At 41.6% G+C, this 16,014-nt stretch carries 14 protein-coding genes; 3 read left to right on the forward strand and 11 right to left on the reverse strand.

The window, feature by feature from the left end; translation table 11 throughout:
* The first annotated feature begins 825 nt into the window (after nucleotides 1–825).
* Nucleotides 826–2,622, forward strand: coding sequence for a phosphatidylinositol-specific phospholipase C domain-containing protein (locus FM037_RS28600; protein WP_185976863.1), 1,797 nt, complete (start codon nucleotides 826–828; stop codon nucleotides 2,620–2,622).
* A 507-nt stretch (nucleotides 2,623–3,129) separates the two neighbouring features.
* Here the strand turns inward: FM037_RS28600 and FM037_RS19615 are convergent.
* The 8 genes from FM037_RS19615 to FM037_RS19650 all read right to left on the reverse strand — a co-directional run bounded on the left by FM037_RS19615 (nucleotide 3,130) and on the right by FM037_RS19650 (nucleotide 10,667).
* Complete coding sequence (locus FM037_RS19615) at nucleotides 3,130–4,317, reverse strand: aminotransferase class V-fold PLP-dependent enzyme (RefSeq protein WP_144047379.1); 1,188 nt, start codon at nucleotides 4,315–4,317, stop codon at nucleotides 3,130–3,132.
* Between the two features lie 82 nt (nucleotides 4,318–4,399).
* Complete coding sequence (gene kynA / locus FM037_RS19620; protein WP_144047380.1) at nucleotides 4,400–5,245, reverse strand: tryptophan 2,3-dioxygenase; 846 nt, start codon at nucleotides 5,243–5,245, stop codon at nucleotides 4,400–4,402.
* Between the two features lie 287 nt (nucleotides 5,246–5,532).
* Nucleotides 5,533–6,333 carry a PhzF family phenazine biosynthesis protein gene (locus FM037_RS19625; protein WP_144047381.1) on the reverse strand — a complete coding sequence of 267 codons (801 nt, stop codon included), beginning with the start codon at nucleotides 6,331–6,333 and terminating at the stop codon, nucleotides 5,533–5,535.
* A gap of 20 nt (nucleotides 6,334–6,353) precedes the next feature.
* On the reverse strand, nucleotides 6,354–6,803 hold the full coding sequence (locus FM037_RS19630; RefSeq protein WP_144047382.1) for a GNAT family N-acetyltransferase: 450 nt from the start codon (nucleotides 6,801–6,803) through the stop codon (nucleotides 6,354–6,356).
* A gap of 84 nt (nucleotides 6,804–6,887) precedes the next feature.
* Nucleotides 6,888–8,111, reverse strand: coding sequence for a lanthionine synthetase C family protein (locus FM037_RS19635; RefSeq protein ID WP_185976864.1), 1,224 nt, complete (start codon nucleotides 8,109–8,111; stop codon nucleotides 6,888–6,890).
* A 61-nt stretch (nucleotides 8,112–8,172) separates the two neighbouring features.
* Nucleotides 8,173–8,973, reverse strand: coding sequence for an alpha/beta hydrolase (locus FM037_RS19640; protein ID WP_227992505.1), 801 nt, complete (start codon nucleotides 8,971–8,973; stop codon nucleotides 8,173–8,175).
* A gap of 140 nt (nucleotides 8,974–9,113) precedes the next feature.
* Entirely contained in the window at nucleotides 9,114–9,881 is a 768-nt protein-coding gene (locus FM037_RS19645; RefSeq protein WP_227992543.1) for a class I SAM-dependent methyltransferase, read from the reverse strand.
* Between the two features lie 399 nt (nucleotides 9,882–10,280).
* Nucleotides 10,281–10,667, reverse strand: coding sequence for a VOC family protein (locus tag FM037_RS19650; protein WP_144047385.1), 387 nt, complete (start codon nucleotides 10,665–10,667; stop codon nucleotides 10,281–10,283).
* A 428-nt stretch (nucleotides 10,668–11,095) separates the two neighbouring features.
* Between FM037_RS19650 and FM037_RS19655 the strand changes: the two genes are divergently transcribed.
* Together FM037_RS19655 and FM037_RS19660 are read left to right on the forward strand one after the other, a co-directional pair.
* Nucleotides 11,096–11,761 carry a hypothetical protein gene (locus FM037_RS19655; RefSeq protein ID WP_144047386.1) on the forward strand — a complete coding sequence of 222 codons (666 nt, stop codon included), beginning with the start codon at nucleotides 11,096–11,098 and terminating at the stop codon, nucleotides 11,759–11,761.
* Nucleotides 11,762–12,327: 566 nt separating this feature from the next.
* Entirely contained in the window at nucleotides 12,328–13,197 is an 870-nt protein-coding gene (locus FM037_RS19660) for a type 2 periplasmic-binding domain-containing protein (RefSeq protein WP_144047387.1), read from the forward strand.
* On the opposite strand, the gene FM037_RS19665 is transcribed toward FM037_RS19660, so the two are convergent.
* From FM037_RS19665 to FM037_RS19675, 3 genes are all read right to left on the reverse strand, one after another.
* A complete protein-coding gene (locus FM037_RS19665) occupies nucleotides 13,184–13,375 on the reverse strand; it encodes a hypothetical protein (protein ID WP_144047388.1) in 192 nt (63 codons plus the stop codon). The two genes, FM037_RS19660 and FM037_RS19665, sit on opposite strands and share 14 nt — an antisense overlap.
* Before the next feature lie 153 nt (nucleotides 13,376–13,528).
* Nucleotides 13,529–14,083 (reverse strand): porin family protein, encoded by a 555-nt coding sequence (locus FM037_RS19670; protein ID WP_144047389.1) that lies wholly within the window; start codon nucleotides 14,081–14,083, stop codon nucleotides 13,529–13,531.
* Between the two features lie 566 nt (nucleotides 14,084–14,649).
* The gene (locus tag FM037_RS19675; RefSeq protein WP_144047390.1) at nucleotides 14,650–15,930 is read right to left on the reverse strand and encodes a PrpF domain-containing protein; all 1,281 of its coding nucleotides are present in this window, start codon (nucleotides 15,928–15,930) and stop codon (nucleotides 14,650–14,652) included.
* Nucleotides 15,931–16,014: the final 84 nt, after the last annotated feature.

Here is a 16,014-nt window from a genome sequence, read left to right on the forward strand (position 1 = left end):
CCTGATGGATCACAATAAACAGCATCTCATCATGCTTTGTAGGATATTTTTCAGACGCATACATGACAGAGTCATTCGAAAATAACTTACGAACTATAAGCGCATCATGCTACTCGGAATATCGAAGAACTATATAGATACGTTCGCCCACAAATTGGGAGTTGGTATCTGAGGCTAGAATATCAACCTAAAGTGGCCACCCAGAAAATCTTTAACTAAATTTATTGGCATATTTTGCGCAAGTCATATTCATATTGGTTCAGCAGATCTAATCGTCCAGGATAACTTACTAGCCAGAGATACACCTCAACTTCAAATGTTGAAACTCCTCTAAAATCTGTCACAGCGCTTGATTTCAATATCCCCAGCATAGGTCAAAACTCGCCTTTTCTTAAGGTGAGATTCAAAAATTTTAGTGTCAACCAAAACTCAGGATCTTGTACATGACGAAACACTTGCAGCCTACTCAGGTTCAAATTATCCACAGAGATTATGAAACGGAAGCGTAATATTGTAAAGTGAATCGATGTTAGAGTTTTGAAGTATAAGCATACTGACCAATTGCATTTCCGAGACAATGAAAAGTTTAAACTTTAATTTTTATTGAATTACAATAAGCTACAACATTAATTAATTCCCATGCAGACACTAGGAGATATAATTCATTACACCTAACCTTTTTGTTTCCCAAATGTAATTAACATTGTCAACATCCCCCCTAGCCAACTATCATAGTGAATTACACATTTTCGATAAAACCGAAACTAAACACATACCTGAACCTAATAACGATTTAAAAAAACCATTAAAACCAGAGTCCATCAAATGAAAATATTGTTCTTTCTATTCTTTATATCCACTGCACCTTTGGCACATTATGATGATGCCTACCACCATAGTCGAGAAGACCTGCCGTATAAATCGACATGGATGATTGACATCCCAGAATCAAAATCAATATATGAAATATCTATCCCAGGAACTCATAGATCTGGAAATATCTATGGTGGCCCAATAAATAAAACGCAAACACTATCAATAACACAGCAGTTAAATTCAGGAATCCGTTTTTTGGATATAGAGCTTATACATAAATATGGTTCGTTCGTAGTTCCTGATGGGACGCTATTCCATGAAACTATGTTTGGTGAAATTCTAGATGAGGTTTCTTTGTTTTTGCTGCAGAACCCTTCTGAATTCATATTCATTAATGTGTCAGGATATGACAAACATAAACATAAACATAACGACAGAAGCTTTAAAGACACATTCAATGACTATGTGAATCGATATTCAAATATAATTTGGAGTAATGATGGGATTATTCAAACAATCGAGAGTGCAAGAGGGAAAATTGTTTTCATTCAAGACTTGCCAAATGTAAAAAATAATAAATTTGGAGTACCCTACTCTTCGTTTGACACTCAAGATTCTAACTTTGTTTCCACAAATTGGAAGCTGTATAGCAAATGGGAGAAAGTAAAGTCTCAACTCATAAAATCCGACATAGTAAAAAGTAAAACCATGAACTATTTAAATGCTTCAGGGGGGAGCTTTCCCTATTTTGTGGCTAGTGGTCATTCTAGCCCCGGTACTAATAGCCCTAGACTGGCGACTGGCTTAACGACTCCTTGGTGGAAACATTCTTATAAAGACTTCCCAAGGGTTAGTTGCTTCATAGGTTTTTGCACTATCGCTTTTGAAGGAACTAATGTATTAACAACTAATTGGATAGTAAAGCATCAACCTTCCTATACTGGCATTGTTGTTTCTGACTTCCCCGGAGTTAATTTGATTAACGCCGTAATTAACGCTAACTTTTCAACTCCCCCTCCCCCACCATTGGAAGATGCTCAAGTCGATTATATAACAGGAACAATTAATGGTAATGATGCTACATTTAATGTAAAACTCACAGCCCCAACAAGTCGCGAGAGAGTTTTATCTCTAAATTTCTCCAATGAAAATAACAGTGTTATTAATATCGATTTTAGTAGTTTATCTTATGTGAGTTATGATAAAGGACAAACTTGGCCTATAATTTTAGACATTGACAATACCGAAAACCTACTTATACCTGAGGGCATAAATGAAATAACCATAAGAGCATTAACTTTAATTGACAGTAGCATTGATGGAGATAAATTTATAACATTAAATGCTTGGTTAGATGAAATGCAACAAGACAAATCGAGTTATAGTATAGACATTAGTCGCTCTTACTCTGAAAATAGCATCATGATTAGCGATATGCTTACGGACAAACAAGTATTAATTGAAGGGGATTCGAATACTAGTCAAATTATATTTGATCAAGCTACTTACCGTAATACGCCTCTACACATTCAGCTCATCACTAACTCTGCACAAATCTGGAAGGACCTCCATGCTGATGTAGAGTTAATTTACATAGATTTGACTAGCACATATCAATACGATATTAACTTAATAAACTTCAAAGTGTTAAACATTCCTAAGGATGTAAGTAAGGTTAAAGTAACTTACTATACTTTAGATGATAACATTCCAGAATCTCAAGAAGTTTTTTATTTTTCAGCTTGGATTTCAGGAGATAAAGAAAATTCTTTCACCGCCGAAACAACTATAATAGACAATGACTAATGTAGATACTATAGCTAGTCTTGTTATATCTTTGAAAAGAATAATCTGAGGTTATTATTCTTAACGTTCTACAGGCCTAACATGTAGAGTCTTGGTTATCGATACTTTCTAGGTAACCAAGATTATTGCTAAGAACATAAAATACCTGAACAATAACAGAACTCATCGAGATTTATCAACAAAGCCAACTGACCATTATTTATTTGCTTCCAGCATAAACTCATGACTAAGATCCAGTCCGGAAATGTGTTTCTTTCTCGATGTAACGGTAATGAATTTGGAAATGAGATCTAAACAGATCCCCCTTGCGATAACCAAGATTAAACTAGCTATTAATACATACCTTAAACTATCATTTACAATAATCTAAAATTGGAATCTGATAACCCACTATCACATCAATATTGTGCTTAAGGGAGAGTCACTTTTAAGCGAGCAAAAAACTACACTGTATATATTGAGCATGGCTTTGTTCTTTCTTCCACACTTTTGCGCATTTAACAATAGCTAGCCAATCCGCTTTGCTAGATCTTCAACCACATTGAGTGCCTGTTCCAGCTGAGCCTTGGTCACATAAGGCGCGGGTCCAAATCTTAGTTGGTTGCCGCGACTGTCACACAAGATGCCTCTTTCAGCCAGTTGTGATACCCAGTCGCTCGCTTTGGCAGTGGTTAAAGATAAGAAGCCGGCATTGTTAGCCATAGTATGGGATGGCAGTGCTAGGCTGTCATTACTAAGTCCCATGGCTTCAATACCTTGCCATAGTTGTGTTATCTGTTGCTGACTGATCTCCCTAAGCTTGGTATCTGAAAGGTTCTGTGCTTCGAAGAAATCGAATACTTCTGCCCCGCGGTAATGACTCACAGGATCATAGGTTGAACCCGCAAATGCACTCTGACCTGGGCCGAAGTCCACTTTGCCAGGAGCCTGGTCAAGTACATCAAACTCGGCAAACCAACCGGTAATAATGGGACTGCCCTGATAGTTATGCGGGATCCGCATCATGCAGTTACCTTCACCTGCTTGGCAGTACTTATAGCCACCAGCGACCACAAATGCCGAGTCTAATTGCCATAAACTGAGATTAAAGGGCACCACATTCAGTGCATGATAGGCATCCACTAAACAGGGAATATTCAAACTGGCAGCGGCTTTGGCGACGACTCCAACATCTTTGAAAATCTCACTGGTAGCAAAAAATACCGCAGAAACCATAACAGCATCGGTTTTGTCATCTAGCTTGTCGATGATTCGTTCGGCTAAGCTAGCGCTTGGCTGTACTGGCACCACTTCAATTTCAATATTCAGCGCTTTTAAACGATTCAGCTGCCTACGCAGCGAGTGAAACTCACCATCTGTGGTAACGATTTTTATCAGCCTGTTAGCCGGTCGTTTAAAGCAGCTCAGATCCGACAAGAAGCGTAATAACAGCTCATGGGTAGAGGCGCCTAATGCGATCTGAGCATCGCGCTCACCCAGCAGCCTACGGTAAAAATCTCGTACTCTATCGGCCTTTTCAAAGGCGGCCTGCCACTTATCATCGATATGTTTTGCCGCATCATCGAAGCACTTAAGTAAGCCTTGCTTGGCTACATCCGGCCAGGCTTGATGTGAGTGTCCCGACAATAAAATACGTTCGCTAACCTTAAAATTTTCATAGTGAGGCTGCAGTGATAACGCGATATCCTGAGTCATGCTTTCTTCTCCAAATGCCGGTGCTGTTATTTTTATTGTTAATACAGATTAACAGTGCGTCTCTATCTGTATGAGTCAGTACCTATAGATGAGTTCTAAGCTCAAAAAGCTCTGGGAAGAAGCTGATATCCAGCGCTTTTTTCAAGAAGCCAACACCCGATGAGCCTCCTGTGCCCATCTTATTGCCTATGATCCGCTGCACCGTATACATATGCTTGAAGCGCCACTGCTGAAAACTATCTTCTATATCTATTAATTTTTCTGCTAACTCATAGAGTTGAAAATGTTCATCGGCATTTCTATACACGTTTAACCAAGCATTTAAAACCGAGTCATTGCTCTGATAGGCTTGACTGAAGTCTCTGGTTAGCACGTCTTCATCTATGACTAGGCCATTGTCATGCAATAACTTAATGGTGACATCGTAGAGGCTGGGCGCCTCTAGGATCTGTTGCAGCTCCTGATGAACCACTGGGTCGCTTTCGTGAACCTTGAGCAGGGATGCATTTTTATTGCCCAGTAAAAATTCGACTTTACGATATCCATAGGACTGAAAACCGGAAGAATGCCCCAGCGCATCCCGAAATTTAAGATAATCCACCGGCGTCAAGGTCGACAAAATATTCCAGGACTGAGTCAGCTGATTAAGGATCTGCTTCACCCTAGAGATGACCTTGAAAGCATGGCCAAAATCTCCCTCCTGAATATTCTTCACCGCATTAGTGAGTTCATGTCCCGCCAACTTAAGCCATAGCTCACTCGCCTGATGAATAATGATAAACAACATCTCATCATGTTGATTAGATAAAGGCTGCTGCGCCGATAGCACCTGATTTAATTTCAGATAGTCGCCATAGGACATATCATCTTTAAAATCAGTATGGATATCATCTTCCATGGCCCGATAGTTATTGTGGGGACAGCTCATACTCGTAGCTCCAGTTAATCTTATAATTATTGTTATAAAATGATTACAGCCATTATCAAATAGCCATCGTCAGCATTTAAATAGTCAGACAGATTTAAGCATGAACATAAGTTGAAGTCAGGCATGGGGAAATATTAAAAAAAGCTGGCCTGTACGCTTGAGTTAACAGTATGTAAACAGAAGATATCAAGGTAATAGGAAATATAAGCCTTAACCTGATATGAAAACATTTTGCTCCAACTACCAACAAGTTATCTGCAGCAAAATGTCCTAAGTTATCTAGAAGCTTAAACGTACATGCTTCCTTTGAGTACAGTCACGGCTTGACCAATTAATTTAACCCGCTGATTTGGCAAGCACTCAACATCCACAAAACCACCTCGCTCAGAGGCCTGATATCCATTCAACTTAGTTTTCTGTAGCTTATCCCCCCAATACACGGCCAGCGCGCAATGGGCTGATCCGGTCACAGGATCTTCGTTAATACCGACCCAAGGGGCAAAGTAACGGGAGATAAAATCAACATCTTCTGAAGCAGACTTAGCCGTCACCACAACGCCACGTCCCGGTAACTGTTTTAAGCAATCAAAATTAGGCTCGAGGGCGATAAGCGTTTGTTCACTGTCTATCTCAATGAAGTTCTTCGAATCAAAATAGCTATGGGAAACGACTTGGACAGCACTTAATCCCAGAAACACCAACATCTGCTCATCAACAGGAACATCGAAATCTAAGCAAGCAGCAGGGAAGTCCATCTCAATGTGATTGTTCTCAATTTTTACCCGTAAAACACCGGATAGCGTATTGAAAGCGAGTTCATCACCCACACCGAACAGGCCCTTCTCTTTTAGTACATGAACGACTGCCAATGTTCCATGGCCGCAAAGCTTTACTTCCACTTGAGGCGTGAACCACCTTAACCTTAAGTCACTCAAGGATAAGAAGGCGGTTTCAGAGACAGCCATTTCAGCAGCAATCGCGAACATCAGCGCTTCATCCAAGGCATTTTCCGTGATACAAACACCCGCCGGATTGCCTTTAAACACCTCTAATGTAAATGAATCGACTTGAAAAATTTCTAATTCCATTAAACTGCCTTTCAATTGCGCTATATAACAGTCCAACGGCAGACACCTTTGATATCGACTGTGGCCCCCAGGCGTTCATAGAACTTTATCGCCTGATGATTATCTTGTTCCACTTCCCATTTTATTCGTTCAAGGCCTTTAAGTTTGCAGACACTTTTCGCCTTTTTCATCAAGGCCTCACCCACCTTTTGGCCTCTATAAACTTCCCATACAAACACATCATCAATATTCATGTATGAAGTCCCCAGCCAGATAGAGTAATTCCATGTATAAGAGGCATAGCCAGCCACTTCGCCATCGACTTCTGCCAACAGAACCCCAAACGCTGGATTTTCATTAAAGCCTGATTTCAACAGTTCATTCTTATCAGTGACAACATACTCCTCTTGATCGTGATGCCTCGCAATAGCGATGATCAAGTCATAAATAGTATCAATATCTTTCTCTTTGGCTTCTCTCACGATTAGCATTATTTATCCTTAATAGGTTAATGGCTCAACCAGTACCATAGCGCCAGCGAGGTTTCTTGTGTGTTCGGTCTCGCTGGAAATGCATTAAAACAAGTCTAAGCCAGGTATGGCGGCGGCTTCTGGGTGAATACAGTGATGTAAGTAAATTGCGAGACCGGCATCCCCCGTCCATAGCGAATATCGACCTTGGCCATATTGTGAGCGGGCAGATTGGCACTGCTCAATAGCGTGCATGGCAAACTTTCTTGCCCTGTCTAGCCAAACAGGATCTCCCCACCTTAGATATAAATATAGAAAGGCATAACCATTACCCGATGTGCCGTGGCAGATATTAGCGCCCTTCACCAGAGGGCCGGCTTGCCATACCAGCTCACCAGTCTGCGCGAGTAATTCGTCGACTTGCTTAGCATGAAGTGAATCGATTTGAGGCGTTCTCGCCATAGCGGTGACAATCCCCGCCGCTCCGTGGCACCATTGCACCAGCAGCTTTTCAATATTAGGTTTACTGCACAGGATCCAGTTGGCTAGCTCCGCTTCTTTTCTCGCCGATCCTTCTCTTTTAGCCGAGATAGTTAGCGTGGTTGCCGTGCGTTCTATGATCAATTCAGTCAAGTCATCCGGGAGCAGATCTACGCCTTGCAAGAGAATATTGGCATTACCTGTGATGCCATGACAGGCACCATAATAGTGCCTTTTAGGGCCGAAGACCTGACTCTCCCAAAGCCACTCTCGGGTTTCAGTGTTTTGTCTCCAATTATCCATGAGTGACTTGGCGCCTTTAACGTATACATTCTTCCAACGAACGTCGCCGGTTTTACGATAAAGAGCCAATGCAGCGTGCATCATGCCACTCTGTCCAGATGTTATCTCATACAGAGGCAGCGCTAACGTTGCTTCCATGCACAGTAGAAGCTTGTCTGATAACGCCAAGTTGTCTGGCTGCGCTAACACCCCAGGCATAATTATGCCTATCTCTCCAAGTTGTAAACCAGGCTCTACTGACACATCAGGGGCTTTCAAGAAGGCTCGATGAACTTCAGGCAGTAAGTGGGACAAGTCAGTAACTTGATAGCCATAGCATTTCAGGATCTGTAGGGCATGAATGCATCCCGCCGCTCCTGCGTATGCTGACCATTTAGGCCCGGAATTAGAATAACTCTCGGCGTCGAGGGGATGCGTCGGCCAACTGGCATTAGGTAAAACCGACTGTTCAATATCATCAATTATGGATGTAATTTCTGACTGCACACGATCTTGTTCCCATAGAGTTTCGGTAAGTAATTCGTGACGAGATGGTTCAAATAACATGTGTGTCCTTTCCATAGACGGGATTAAACAGCAAACTTAATAATGAAGCCGTTATGGCTCATTAATGGGAGTTAAGAAATACTGATATTGACTGATAGTATGCAGAATACTGGGAAATGTCATTGTGCCCGGCACCTTCGATAAGGACCACCTCAGGAGCGCGGTTAACCAATGACTCTATTAGCTTGTCTGTGTGTATTCGACGAACGACCTTATCATCCTCTGCCACTAAAATCAGGGTATCAGAGTAGATACTCCCGGCGCGCTCTACCGAATTGAACTTGTCTTTGAGTAATATGGACATGGGGTAAAATGGAAATTGTTTTTGGGCAATGCTTTGAATGCTGTCAAACGGGGTCACCAAGACTAACTTCTTCAGCGGACGCTCCGATGCGATATAAGTTGCGACACCGCTACCTAAGCTCCGACCGATAACAAATACACTCTCATGGGTCAAGACCAGGCGATCATACAGCGCCAAGGCATCAGACAATAATGCAGCTTCGCTAGGTGAGCCCTCACTGCCACCATAACCTCGATAATTGACCAAATATACCGAATAAGGCGACGACTCTAGTTCTGATAACTCTGGCTCTAATAATGTTGGTTCAAATGCTTGTTCAAATTCCGGTGCTGTAAAAGCAACATTTTCGGCGTTACCACCAAAATAGATAATCGCCTTATCCTGACCCTTGTTTAATACGATACTAGTCGTCGATGCACCATCATTTTCAAATGTCATGTCACCGAACCTGTGCTCTACTGCTCCTGTTGGAAAATAGATAAAGCTACGTTGCATCAGATAGAGCATCACTCCTAATCCAACATAGGTGACGATAACGAGTATCAAAATTCTATTCATATTTTTAATTTCCGCAAGAGAATGACCACCTAGGTATCGGCCCAACTTTCAAACCTGTTTAAGCTCATTTAGCTTGGCTAAACAGGCATTGCAGCCCCTCAAACTTAAACCAGGATTGATGATTAATGGTGAGGTCTATTTTACTTTTTAGCCACTACAAACCTGACATTGCCGCGTTTATCGTGAGTATCAGCACTAAGATTAGCGAGTAATTCATCACAAAATTCGGTGTACTCTTCACCTAAAAGCTCCCTTAGCTTTTTCATTCTGCCAAGCCTTGCTGACCAGGCTGCTATAATGTCTGCTGACGCAGCACCAGAAAAATTAAGTTCAGGATCAGATACATCACTATCGACATGAACGATATCAAATCCTGCCTGTTGCAACATACCTTGCATCTTACCGCCGAAGTCAAAATCATATAAACCAGAGCCATATGACGCAATTTCAAACGCCAGCACTCTGGTGTAATACTTACTTTCTTTGGCCAGATTACCTGAGATAAAGCACGACACATCTAACAAGGCAATCCAGCCTCCTTCGTTTAACACCGAATATAATGACGTTAAATAACTGATTGGATCACTTAAATAAGATAAAGAGTAGCTTGCCCAGATGCCGCTCACCTCGCCAAAGGAGGCAAAGTTGACACTCTGAAAGTCACTCAATACAAAGGTTTCGTTACTGCTTTTTCTGGAATCACAGAAGGTAATAAACTCATCATTTATATCGACCCCAACCACATGTTTAACTTGTCTAGAAAGTATCCGCGAAACACCACCGACCGAACAGCCAAGATCAACAATAGTGTCGCTAGCAGTTAGCGGAATAATCTCAACAAAGCGCGCCCAATCTCTCCACTCCTGCTGTTTTTTATACTCATGAAATAGGCTCAATAGTGACTCCATAGATATTATTGAAACTAAGACTCGGTTTTTTAATTTAGTCACTCATTGTTAATCGATAACGTACCGAGTCTGTTTCAAGATATCAACAGGCGACTAGCCTATTAGCTAATTGACTAAAAAAAGCTTATTCGAAGACTGTAAAGCTGTGAAACTAGGCTTTTAGGCGGATAAATTATTAAATTAAAACAAGACTTGCTAAGCTAATTTTAAAAGCCTATTTCTAACGAGATTTACAATGGTGCGTCTGATTTAATTGCATATCCACCAAGGGAATGTTTAAGATATTTCCATTATCCGCAGTGATCTCGGCCATGAGTTTATCGTGATATTTTTGTGGAACTGATCGAGTGGGTGGGTGCTCCCTAATGTGCATTAATGACTTAGTCCTTGTTAACCAAATCATGAAAATGGTATTTCAGCCATTAAACCTATTAAGTTATTATCTGGATCTCGTAAGAAACCGATCCATAGATCATGATCTTCCATCTTGGCGGCCATTTGAGGCTCTCTCTCAAACTCAACACCTTTATCTTTTAGTTGCTCAGTTGAAGCATGAATATCATTGACTTTGTAATAGATCACTGAGGTCTTATGATCTTCCTCTTTTCCTTGAAGAGTCGTCAACATTAGCCGAGTTCCCCCACAATTAAAAAACGCTAATCCTGGAGGTACTTCGAACAATAGTTCTAATCCGAGGGTTTCACGATAAAATTGCACCGACTTATCTAAATCAGTACTAGCTATGGCAATCTGACCAATTTTCTCAACTTCGATACTGGCACTCATACTCTCGAATCTTCCAAGTTAGCGAACCTAAACATGGGTACCAAAGCTACAATAGTTTCAACCTGCCTACAACTTACTGGGTTATAAATGGCCAAGTCGAAACGAGCTTCAGGTTAATGGTAAGCCCTCAATGAGCAGTGAAAAACAATATTGATGATTAACACATCCAGTGAGGATAGAGACAACAAAATCACAATGAATTGAACATTCAATTGTAAATTTTCTTGATATTAGCTTGGTGGTCTTTTACCTTCCAAGTCAAACGTCTGAAAATATTATATATTGTCATTCGGTTATTTTAATTCTAATCAAATGCACCACTAACCAACTTTAAGTAATATTATGCAACAAAGCATGAGTTACACTCACTACCAAGGATGGCAGTACATTATCCCTTTATATAGGGAGTAGTAACGCCTTACATTATTATGCAAAAAAAAACCTTACCTCGTTCTATCATCGCCAGCGTCATATTTTCTGCAGGTTTATTATCTTTACCAACTCATGCGAATCAAGGGCCAGATAGGTTAATTACAGCTGAATCTCTCCAAGTTACGGAAAATAGTAACCCCATTATTACCGACACTTATAGAAGCTCCTTCCTTCTAAATAAAGGCCAAAGAAAGGTGCTTTGGAATACGTTTAAACGACCTGTAGATTATGATCGATTAGCCGCTTTCGTTGCTATTTCTTATGGAGATTTATTGAGTGTGTCATGTAAAATATCTCTATTTAATGGTAACAATACACGGCCTTTTAAGGTTATTGATTGTCGCCGCAGTCAGCAATGGAATCCAACTACCCCTAATGTGCCGGTTTTCAACACCTCATTAAGAGCTAAAATTGAGCTTTACAATGCTGATTTCACCAAACCCAGTAAGCGAGTTTCGCTTATATTGACGCCTAATTTTGCCAATCAAAATGACATTGATCAGGACGGATTGCCGGCTTGGTTTGAAAGATTCCATAACCTATCTGATAATGATGCTGTAGATGCTGCATCCGATATAGATCAAGACAGTTATACCGCACTTGAAGAATATCTTGGTGGTTCAAACCCATTAGATACTAACAGTGTCCCAGTCAATCCTTAGGCTCCACTTCGTTATGTAAGAGGCACTTCATTCTGTCTGATTGACAGTGAAGTTAACTATATAGATATACAAAAATCACATTAAAAACAGGGTTCGCAGGAACCCTGTTTCAAAAATTAAAGATTCACCCTTTTCACTTTTATCTTCTTTTACCAAATATAACCAGACAGCCATTCTTATTCTAAGGTCGATGCCAATCACTGCCAGATAAATTTAACGATGTATCAATCCACCCACTTATGCTTAGTCGGGGGATCTTCATCAGTCAATCCTGAGTATCTTACTTGTTTCTTGAACAAAATCTTACAAAGCTACTGGTTCAGCGCTAGATAGACCTCACTCGGTTGTACGCTCATTTCGTTCATACCAGCTGTAGCTCGGCCGGTTTCAGTACGTTGGTTTGTAACAACATTCATGTCTCAATGGTAATTGACGCCATATTCGTTCTATTATGATGCTTTTAATATTTACCCCTTGGTAACGGAGTAAGCATGGAGTGGTTCTTGAATGTTGAAGCGCCTTTGATAAACTAAACTGAGAGCATTGTTGTAAATCTAGGTTACTTCATGATCGTGCGTATAAATACTCTATTCTTACTCATTATTCTCTCAAGTGCATTACATGCAGAAGTTGTGGTTACCTACCCTAAGGCGCGATCAGCACAAGATGTTCGTAGTAATGACCTTATTGAACTACTCACACTTTCTCTTGAGGTTACTAAGGAAACACATGGTGCTTATAAGCTGCAAGCTTCAGGCGATTTTATGAATGAAAAACGCCAGCGTGTTGAATTGAGTAAAGGTGAAAGATTAAACATTATGTGGTCCTCTACTTCTACAGCGCTAGAGGAAAGTTTATTGCCTATTCGTATTCCACTGCGTAAGGGGTTGCTCGGTTATCGAATATCCTTAATCAATAAAAACAATCAGGACAACATTGATCGGGTAAAAACACTGAATGACTTAAGAGGGCTTACCATAGGTCAGGGGCATGGCTGGGGAGATTCGGCCATTTATGAATCTAACGGCATCAAGGTGAAAGAGGCTGACTACGACTCTCTGTTTAAGATGGTGGTACAAAATCGCTTTGATCTTTTCCCCAGGGGTATTAATGAGGTCTTTGATGAGTATCGAGAGCGGGCAGTTAAAGCGCCTAGTTTAGCTATTGAAGAGAATCTACTAATTGTCTACCTGTGGCCCTATTATTTCTTTACCAACAAAAAAGACTGGGTATTGGCTGATCGCATAGAAACAGGTCTAAAAAAAATAATTTCTGACGGTACTTTTGATAAAGTTTTTTTGCGCCATCATAGTGTCTCGATTAAGAAAGCAAACATGAGTAAGCGCAGGGTTTTACGGATTCAAAATGTTTTTTTGCCAGAAACGGTACCCGTGGATGATAAATCCCTGTGGTTCGACCCGTTTAAAGAGTTTTAATTAAATTAGCCGACTCTTCACTCATAGAGCCTCGCTTGTCGGCTCTGACTATTCGCCCAGTATCATCAACAAGTTGCAGATAATCTTTAGTATTGAACATGAGTCCTTTAGGCATTGTTTTATGCTCGTTGCCGACAAAGGGCAATAGCGTGATGTTGGCATAACTAATCCCCCTCAACGGCCCTCACTTAAGCTTAGTAAAAGTGATCTTCATCTGACAATCTTGGGTGATGGGTAGAGCCTGACTCCACTTAATTAACATGTTTAAACGAAAAAAGGGATATCTCAGATATCCCTTTTTCATGTCTACTCACCCTATACAGGGATGTGATTAGAACTGGTAATGCATACCTAACGCGAAGTTAGAAATATCGGTATCGACATTTTGAAAGCTGTTAGAATACTCTGAGTCCAACTCACCGGTCACAACATCATAGCCAAGACGAATGTTCAGATTCTCAGTCACAGAGGCATTAACCCCCACGCCATAGGCCCAGCCGAAGCCAGTAAAATCTTCATTTCTTGAGTTATCGGGCCTTGAAACAACGGCCATAGAAGCAATACCGACTTTACCATATACTGCAAATGTATCATTAATCTGGTAGGTGAATTTAGGGGTCAATGCGAAAGTACCGGCACCGATGTCTTCATTACTGTCACCCAGATCGCCTGAGACGAACAAGTTCGCTTCTAAACCAAACCACTCGTTAAAGTTATAACCGCCGTATGCCCCCAAGCCTACACCAGTTTCACTACCTTTAGCCTTTATTTTAAGTTGACCTAAACTGCCACCGACATAGAAGCCGGTGTTATCGTTGGCTGCCGCCACATGACTCGATGCAAAAATAGTTAATAATGATGCTGCCACAATAGAAAGTTTGTTCACAAAATACCCCAAAATAATTACAGATGTAACATCTGTTTCGTTAGTGCGCGCAGACTAATGCAACTCAACCTAGAACGCTAATGAATTCAACGGGAATCTAAGGCGTGTTCAGCAAGCATTCAGGTTCAGTTCACTGGAGATTCCGTCATGGCGAGAAAGTCATTTATGTTGGTCAACATTGGAGGTAGCAAAACCTGTAGAATAATTAATTTTCCAAGCAGACTAACGGCTTTCTCGGGGTTGGCGACGATCCTTACACCGTGAGCCCCTCCTCTACTACAGCTTACTTAGACCGACTAGAAGAAAAGTGACACCTGAATTAAGAGTGGCGAGGAACAGGCTAGATAACAGAGCAACATCGGTTATTGGCAATCGGTTACTCATTAGAAGAACTGTGAAAATATAGCCAGAAATGTAGCATCAGGGCCGTTAGGTGGTTTTTGTTGGAGTATGAGGATTGCAATTTCGCGGCTAAAGCCGCTCCTATATCAAAGGTAAATTCCCGCTCAAAAGCATTCGGGAATGACTGATAATCAACAAAAAATATAATCAAGCTTCATCAATAGCTAACTCTCATCTGGTACTCGAACCCAGCCTTCCATCAATATTCTGGCACTGCGGCTCATGGATACCTTAGTGACTGTCCATTGACCATCGACTTGTTCTGCTGCTGCACCCACTTTCAATGTACCCGAAGGGTGACCAAAACATACTGAGTCCGCTTGGCTTTCTGTTTTAATAAGAGTGCCAGAGTTCGCAGCTAGGTTTACTAAGGTGCCGGGGATGACAGCTGCCGTGCCTATGGCAACTGCAGCGGTGCCCATCATGGCGTGATGCAGTTTGCCCATGGAGAGGGCCCGTACATTGAAATCTATGTGCGAGTACTCAACCAGCTTACCACTGGATGAGGTATAACTGCTTGCTGGCGAGACAAAGGCAATCTTGGGTGTATGTTGACGAGATTGCGCCTCATCAACATGGGCGATTAGGCCCATTTTGACTGCACCTATGGCGCGCAGCGATTCAAACATCTCCAGAGCTTTAACATCACCGTTTATTGCTTCTTGCAACTCATCACCGCGATAGCCGATATCCTCAGCATTGACGAAGATGGTCGGAATACCGGCATTGATCATGGTGGCAGCTATTTTTTTTGGCTCAAGGCTGTTTCTAGGCTCAGGACTGTTATCGAGCTCAGGGCTGTTATTAAAAACACCAGCAGGTAAGCTTATCTCATCGACTAGATTACCCGTTGGAAACATGCCAGGCTCCCCTTCTTTGGGCTTATCTGCAGGGTCAATAAAATCGACACCTATTTCAGCGGCCGGGAAGGTCACACCATCGAGTTCAAAATCACCCGTTTCCTGCACTTCACCATTGATGATAGGCACATGGGCAATAATGGTCTTACTGATATTAGTCTGCCAAATTCGTATTACGGCTATACCGTTTTCCGGAATACGGCTGGCATCAACAAGGCCTGCATGAATGGCGAAAGCGCCGACAGCGGCGGACAAATTTCCGCAGTTGCCACTCCAATCGACAAAGGCCTTATCAATCGCCACTTGGCCGAATAGATAATCCACATCGTGATCGGCCTGAGTGCTTTTCGATAATATGACCGTTTTGCTGGTGCTTGAGGTTGCACCTCCCATGCCATCAGTCTGTTTACCGTAAGGATCTGGGCTGCCGATAACACGTAGAAGCAGTGCATCACGGGCCGCCCCAGCTACCTGCGCCACCTGTGGCAAATCAGTTAGCGAGAAGAACACGCCCTTACTGGTGCCGCCACGCATATAGGTTGCTGGCACTTTTATTTGTGGTAAATGTACTTTGTTACTTGTCATAAATTCTACCATTGCAATGCTAATTGGTTCTTATTGGAAACAGGTGAGATAAAGCCAGAGCACAGTGACTAGGGCTTTATATCG

Source organism: Shewanella psychropiezotolerans (genome assembly GCF_007197555.1).
Lineage (GTDB): Bacteria > Pseudomonadota > Gammaproteobacteria > Enterobacterales > Shewanellaceae > Shewanella > Shewanella psychropiezotolerans.

Bases quoted from the DNA above. Each gene is read 5' to 3' on its own strand.
- FM037_RS19635 (WP_185976864.1), bottom strand. From the start codon at position 8,111: ATGTTATTTGAACCATCTCGTCACGAATTACTTACCGAAACTCTATGG.
- FM037_RS19675 (WP_144047390.1), bottom strand. From the start codon at position 15,930: ATGACAAGTAACAAAGTACATTTACCACAAATAAAAGTGCCAGCAACC.
- FM037_RS19640 (WP_227992505.1), bottom strand. From the start codon at position 8,973: ATGAATAGAATTTTGATACTCGTTATCGTCACCTATGTTGGATTAGGA.
- FM037_RS19615 (WP_144047379.1), bottom strand. From the start codon at position 4,317: ATGACTCAGGATATCGCGTTATCACTGCAGCCTCACTATGAAAATTTT.
- FM037_RS19660 (WP_144047387.1), top strand. From the start codon at position 12,328: ATGATCGTGCGTATAAATACTCTATTCTTACTCATTATTCTCTCAAGT.
- FM037_RS19655 (WP_144047386.1), top strand. From the start codon at position 11,096: ATGCAAAAAAAAACCTTACCTCGTTCTATCATCGCCAGCGTCATATTT.
- FM037_RS19650 (WP_144047385.1), bottom strand. From the start codon at position 10,667: ATGAGTGCCAGTATCGAAGTTGAGAAAATTGGTCAGATTGCCATAGCT.
- FM037_RS19625 (WP_144047381.1), bottom strand. From the start codon at position 6,333: ATGGAATTAGAAATTTTTCAAGTCGATTCATTTACATTAGAGGTGTTT.
- FM037_RS28600 (WP_185976863.1), top strand. From the start codon at position 826: ATGAAAATATTGTTCTTTCTATTCTTTATATCCACTGCACCTTTGGCA.
- kynA (WP_144047380.1), bottom strand. From the start codon at position 5,245: ATGAGCTGTCCCCACAATAACTATCGGGCCATGGAAGATGATATCCAT.
- FM037_RS19645 (WP_227992543.1), bottom strand. From the start codon at position 9,881: ATGGAGTCACTATTGAGCCTATTTCATGAGTATAAAAAACAGCAGGAG.
- FM037_RS19630 (WP_144047382.1), bottom strand. From the start codon at position 6,803: ATGCTAATCGTGAGAGAAGCCAAAGAGAAAGATATTGATACTATTTAT.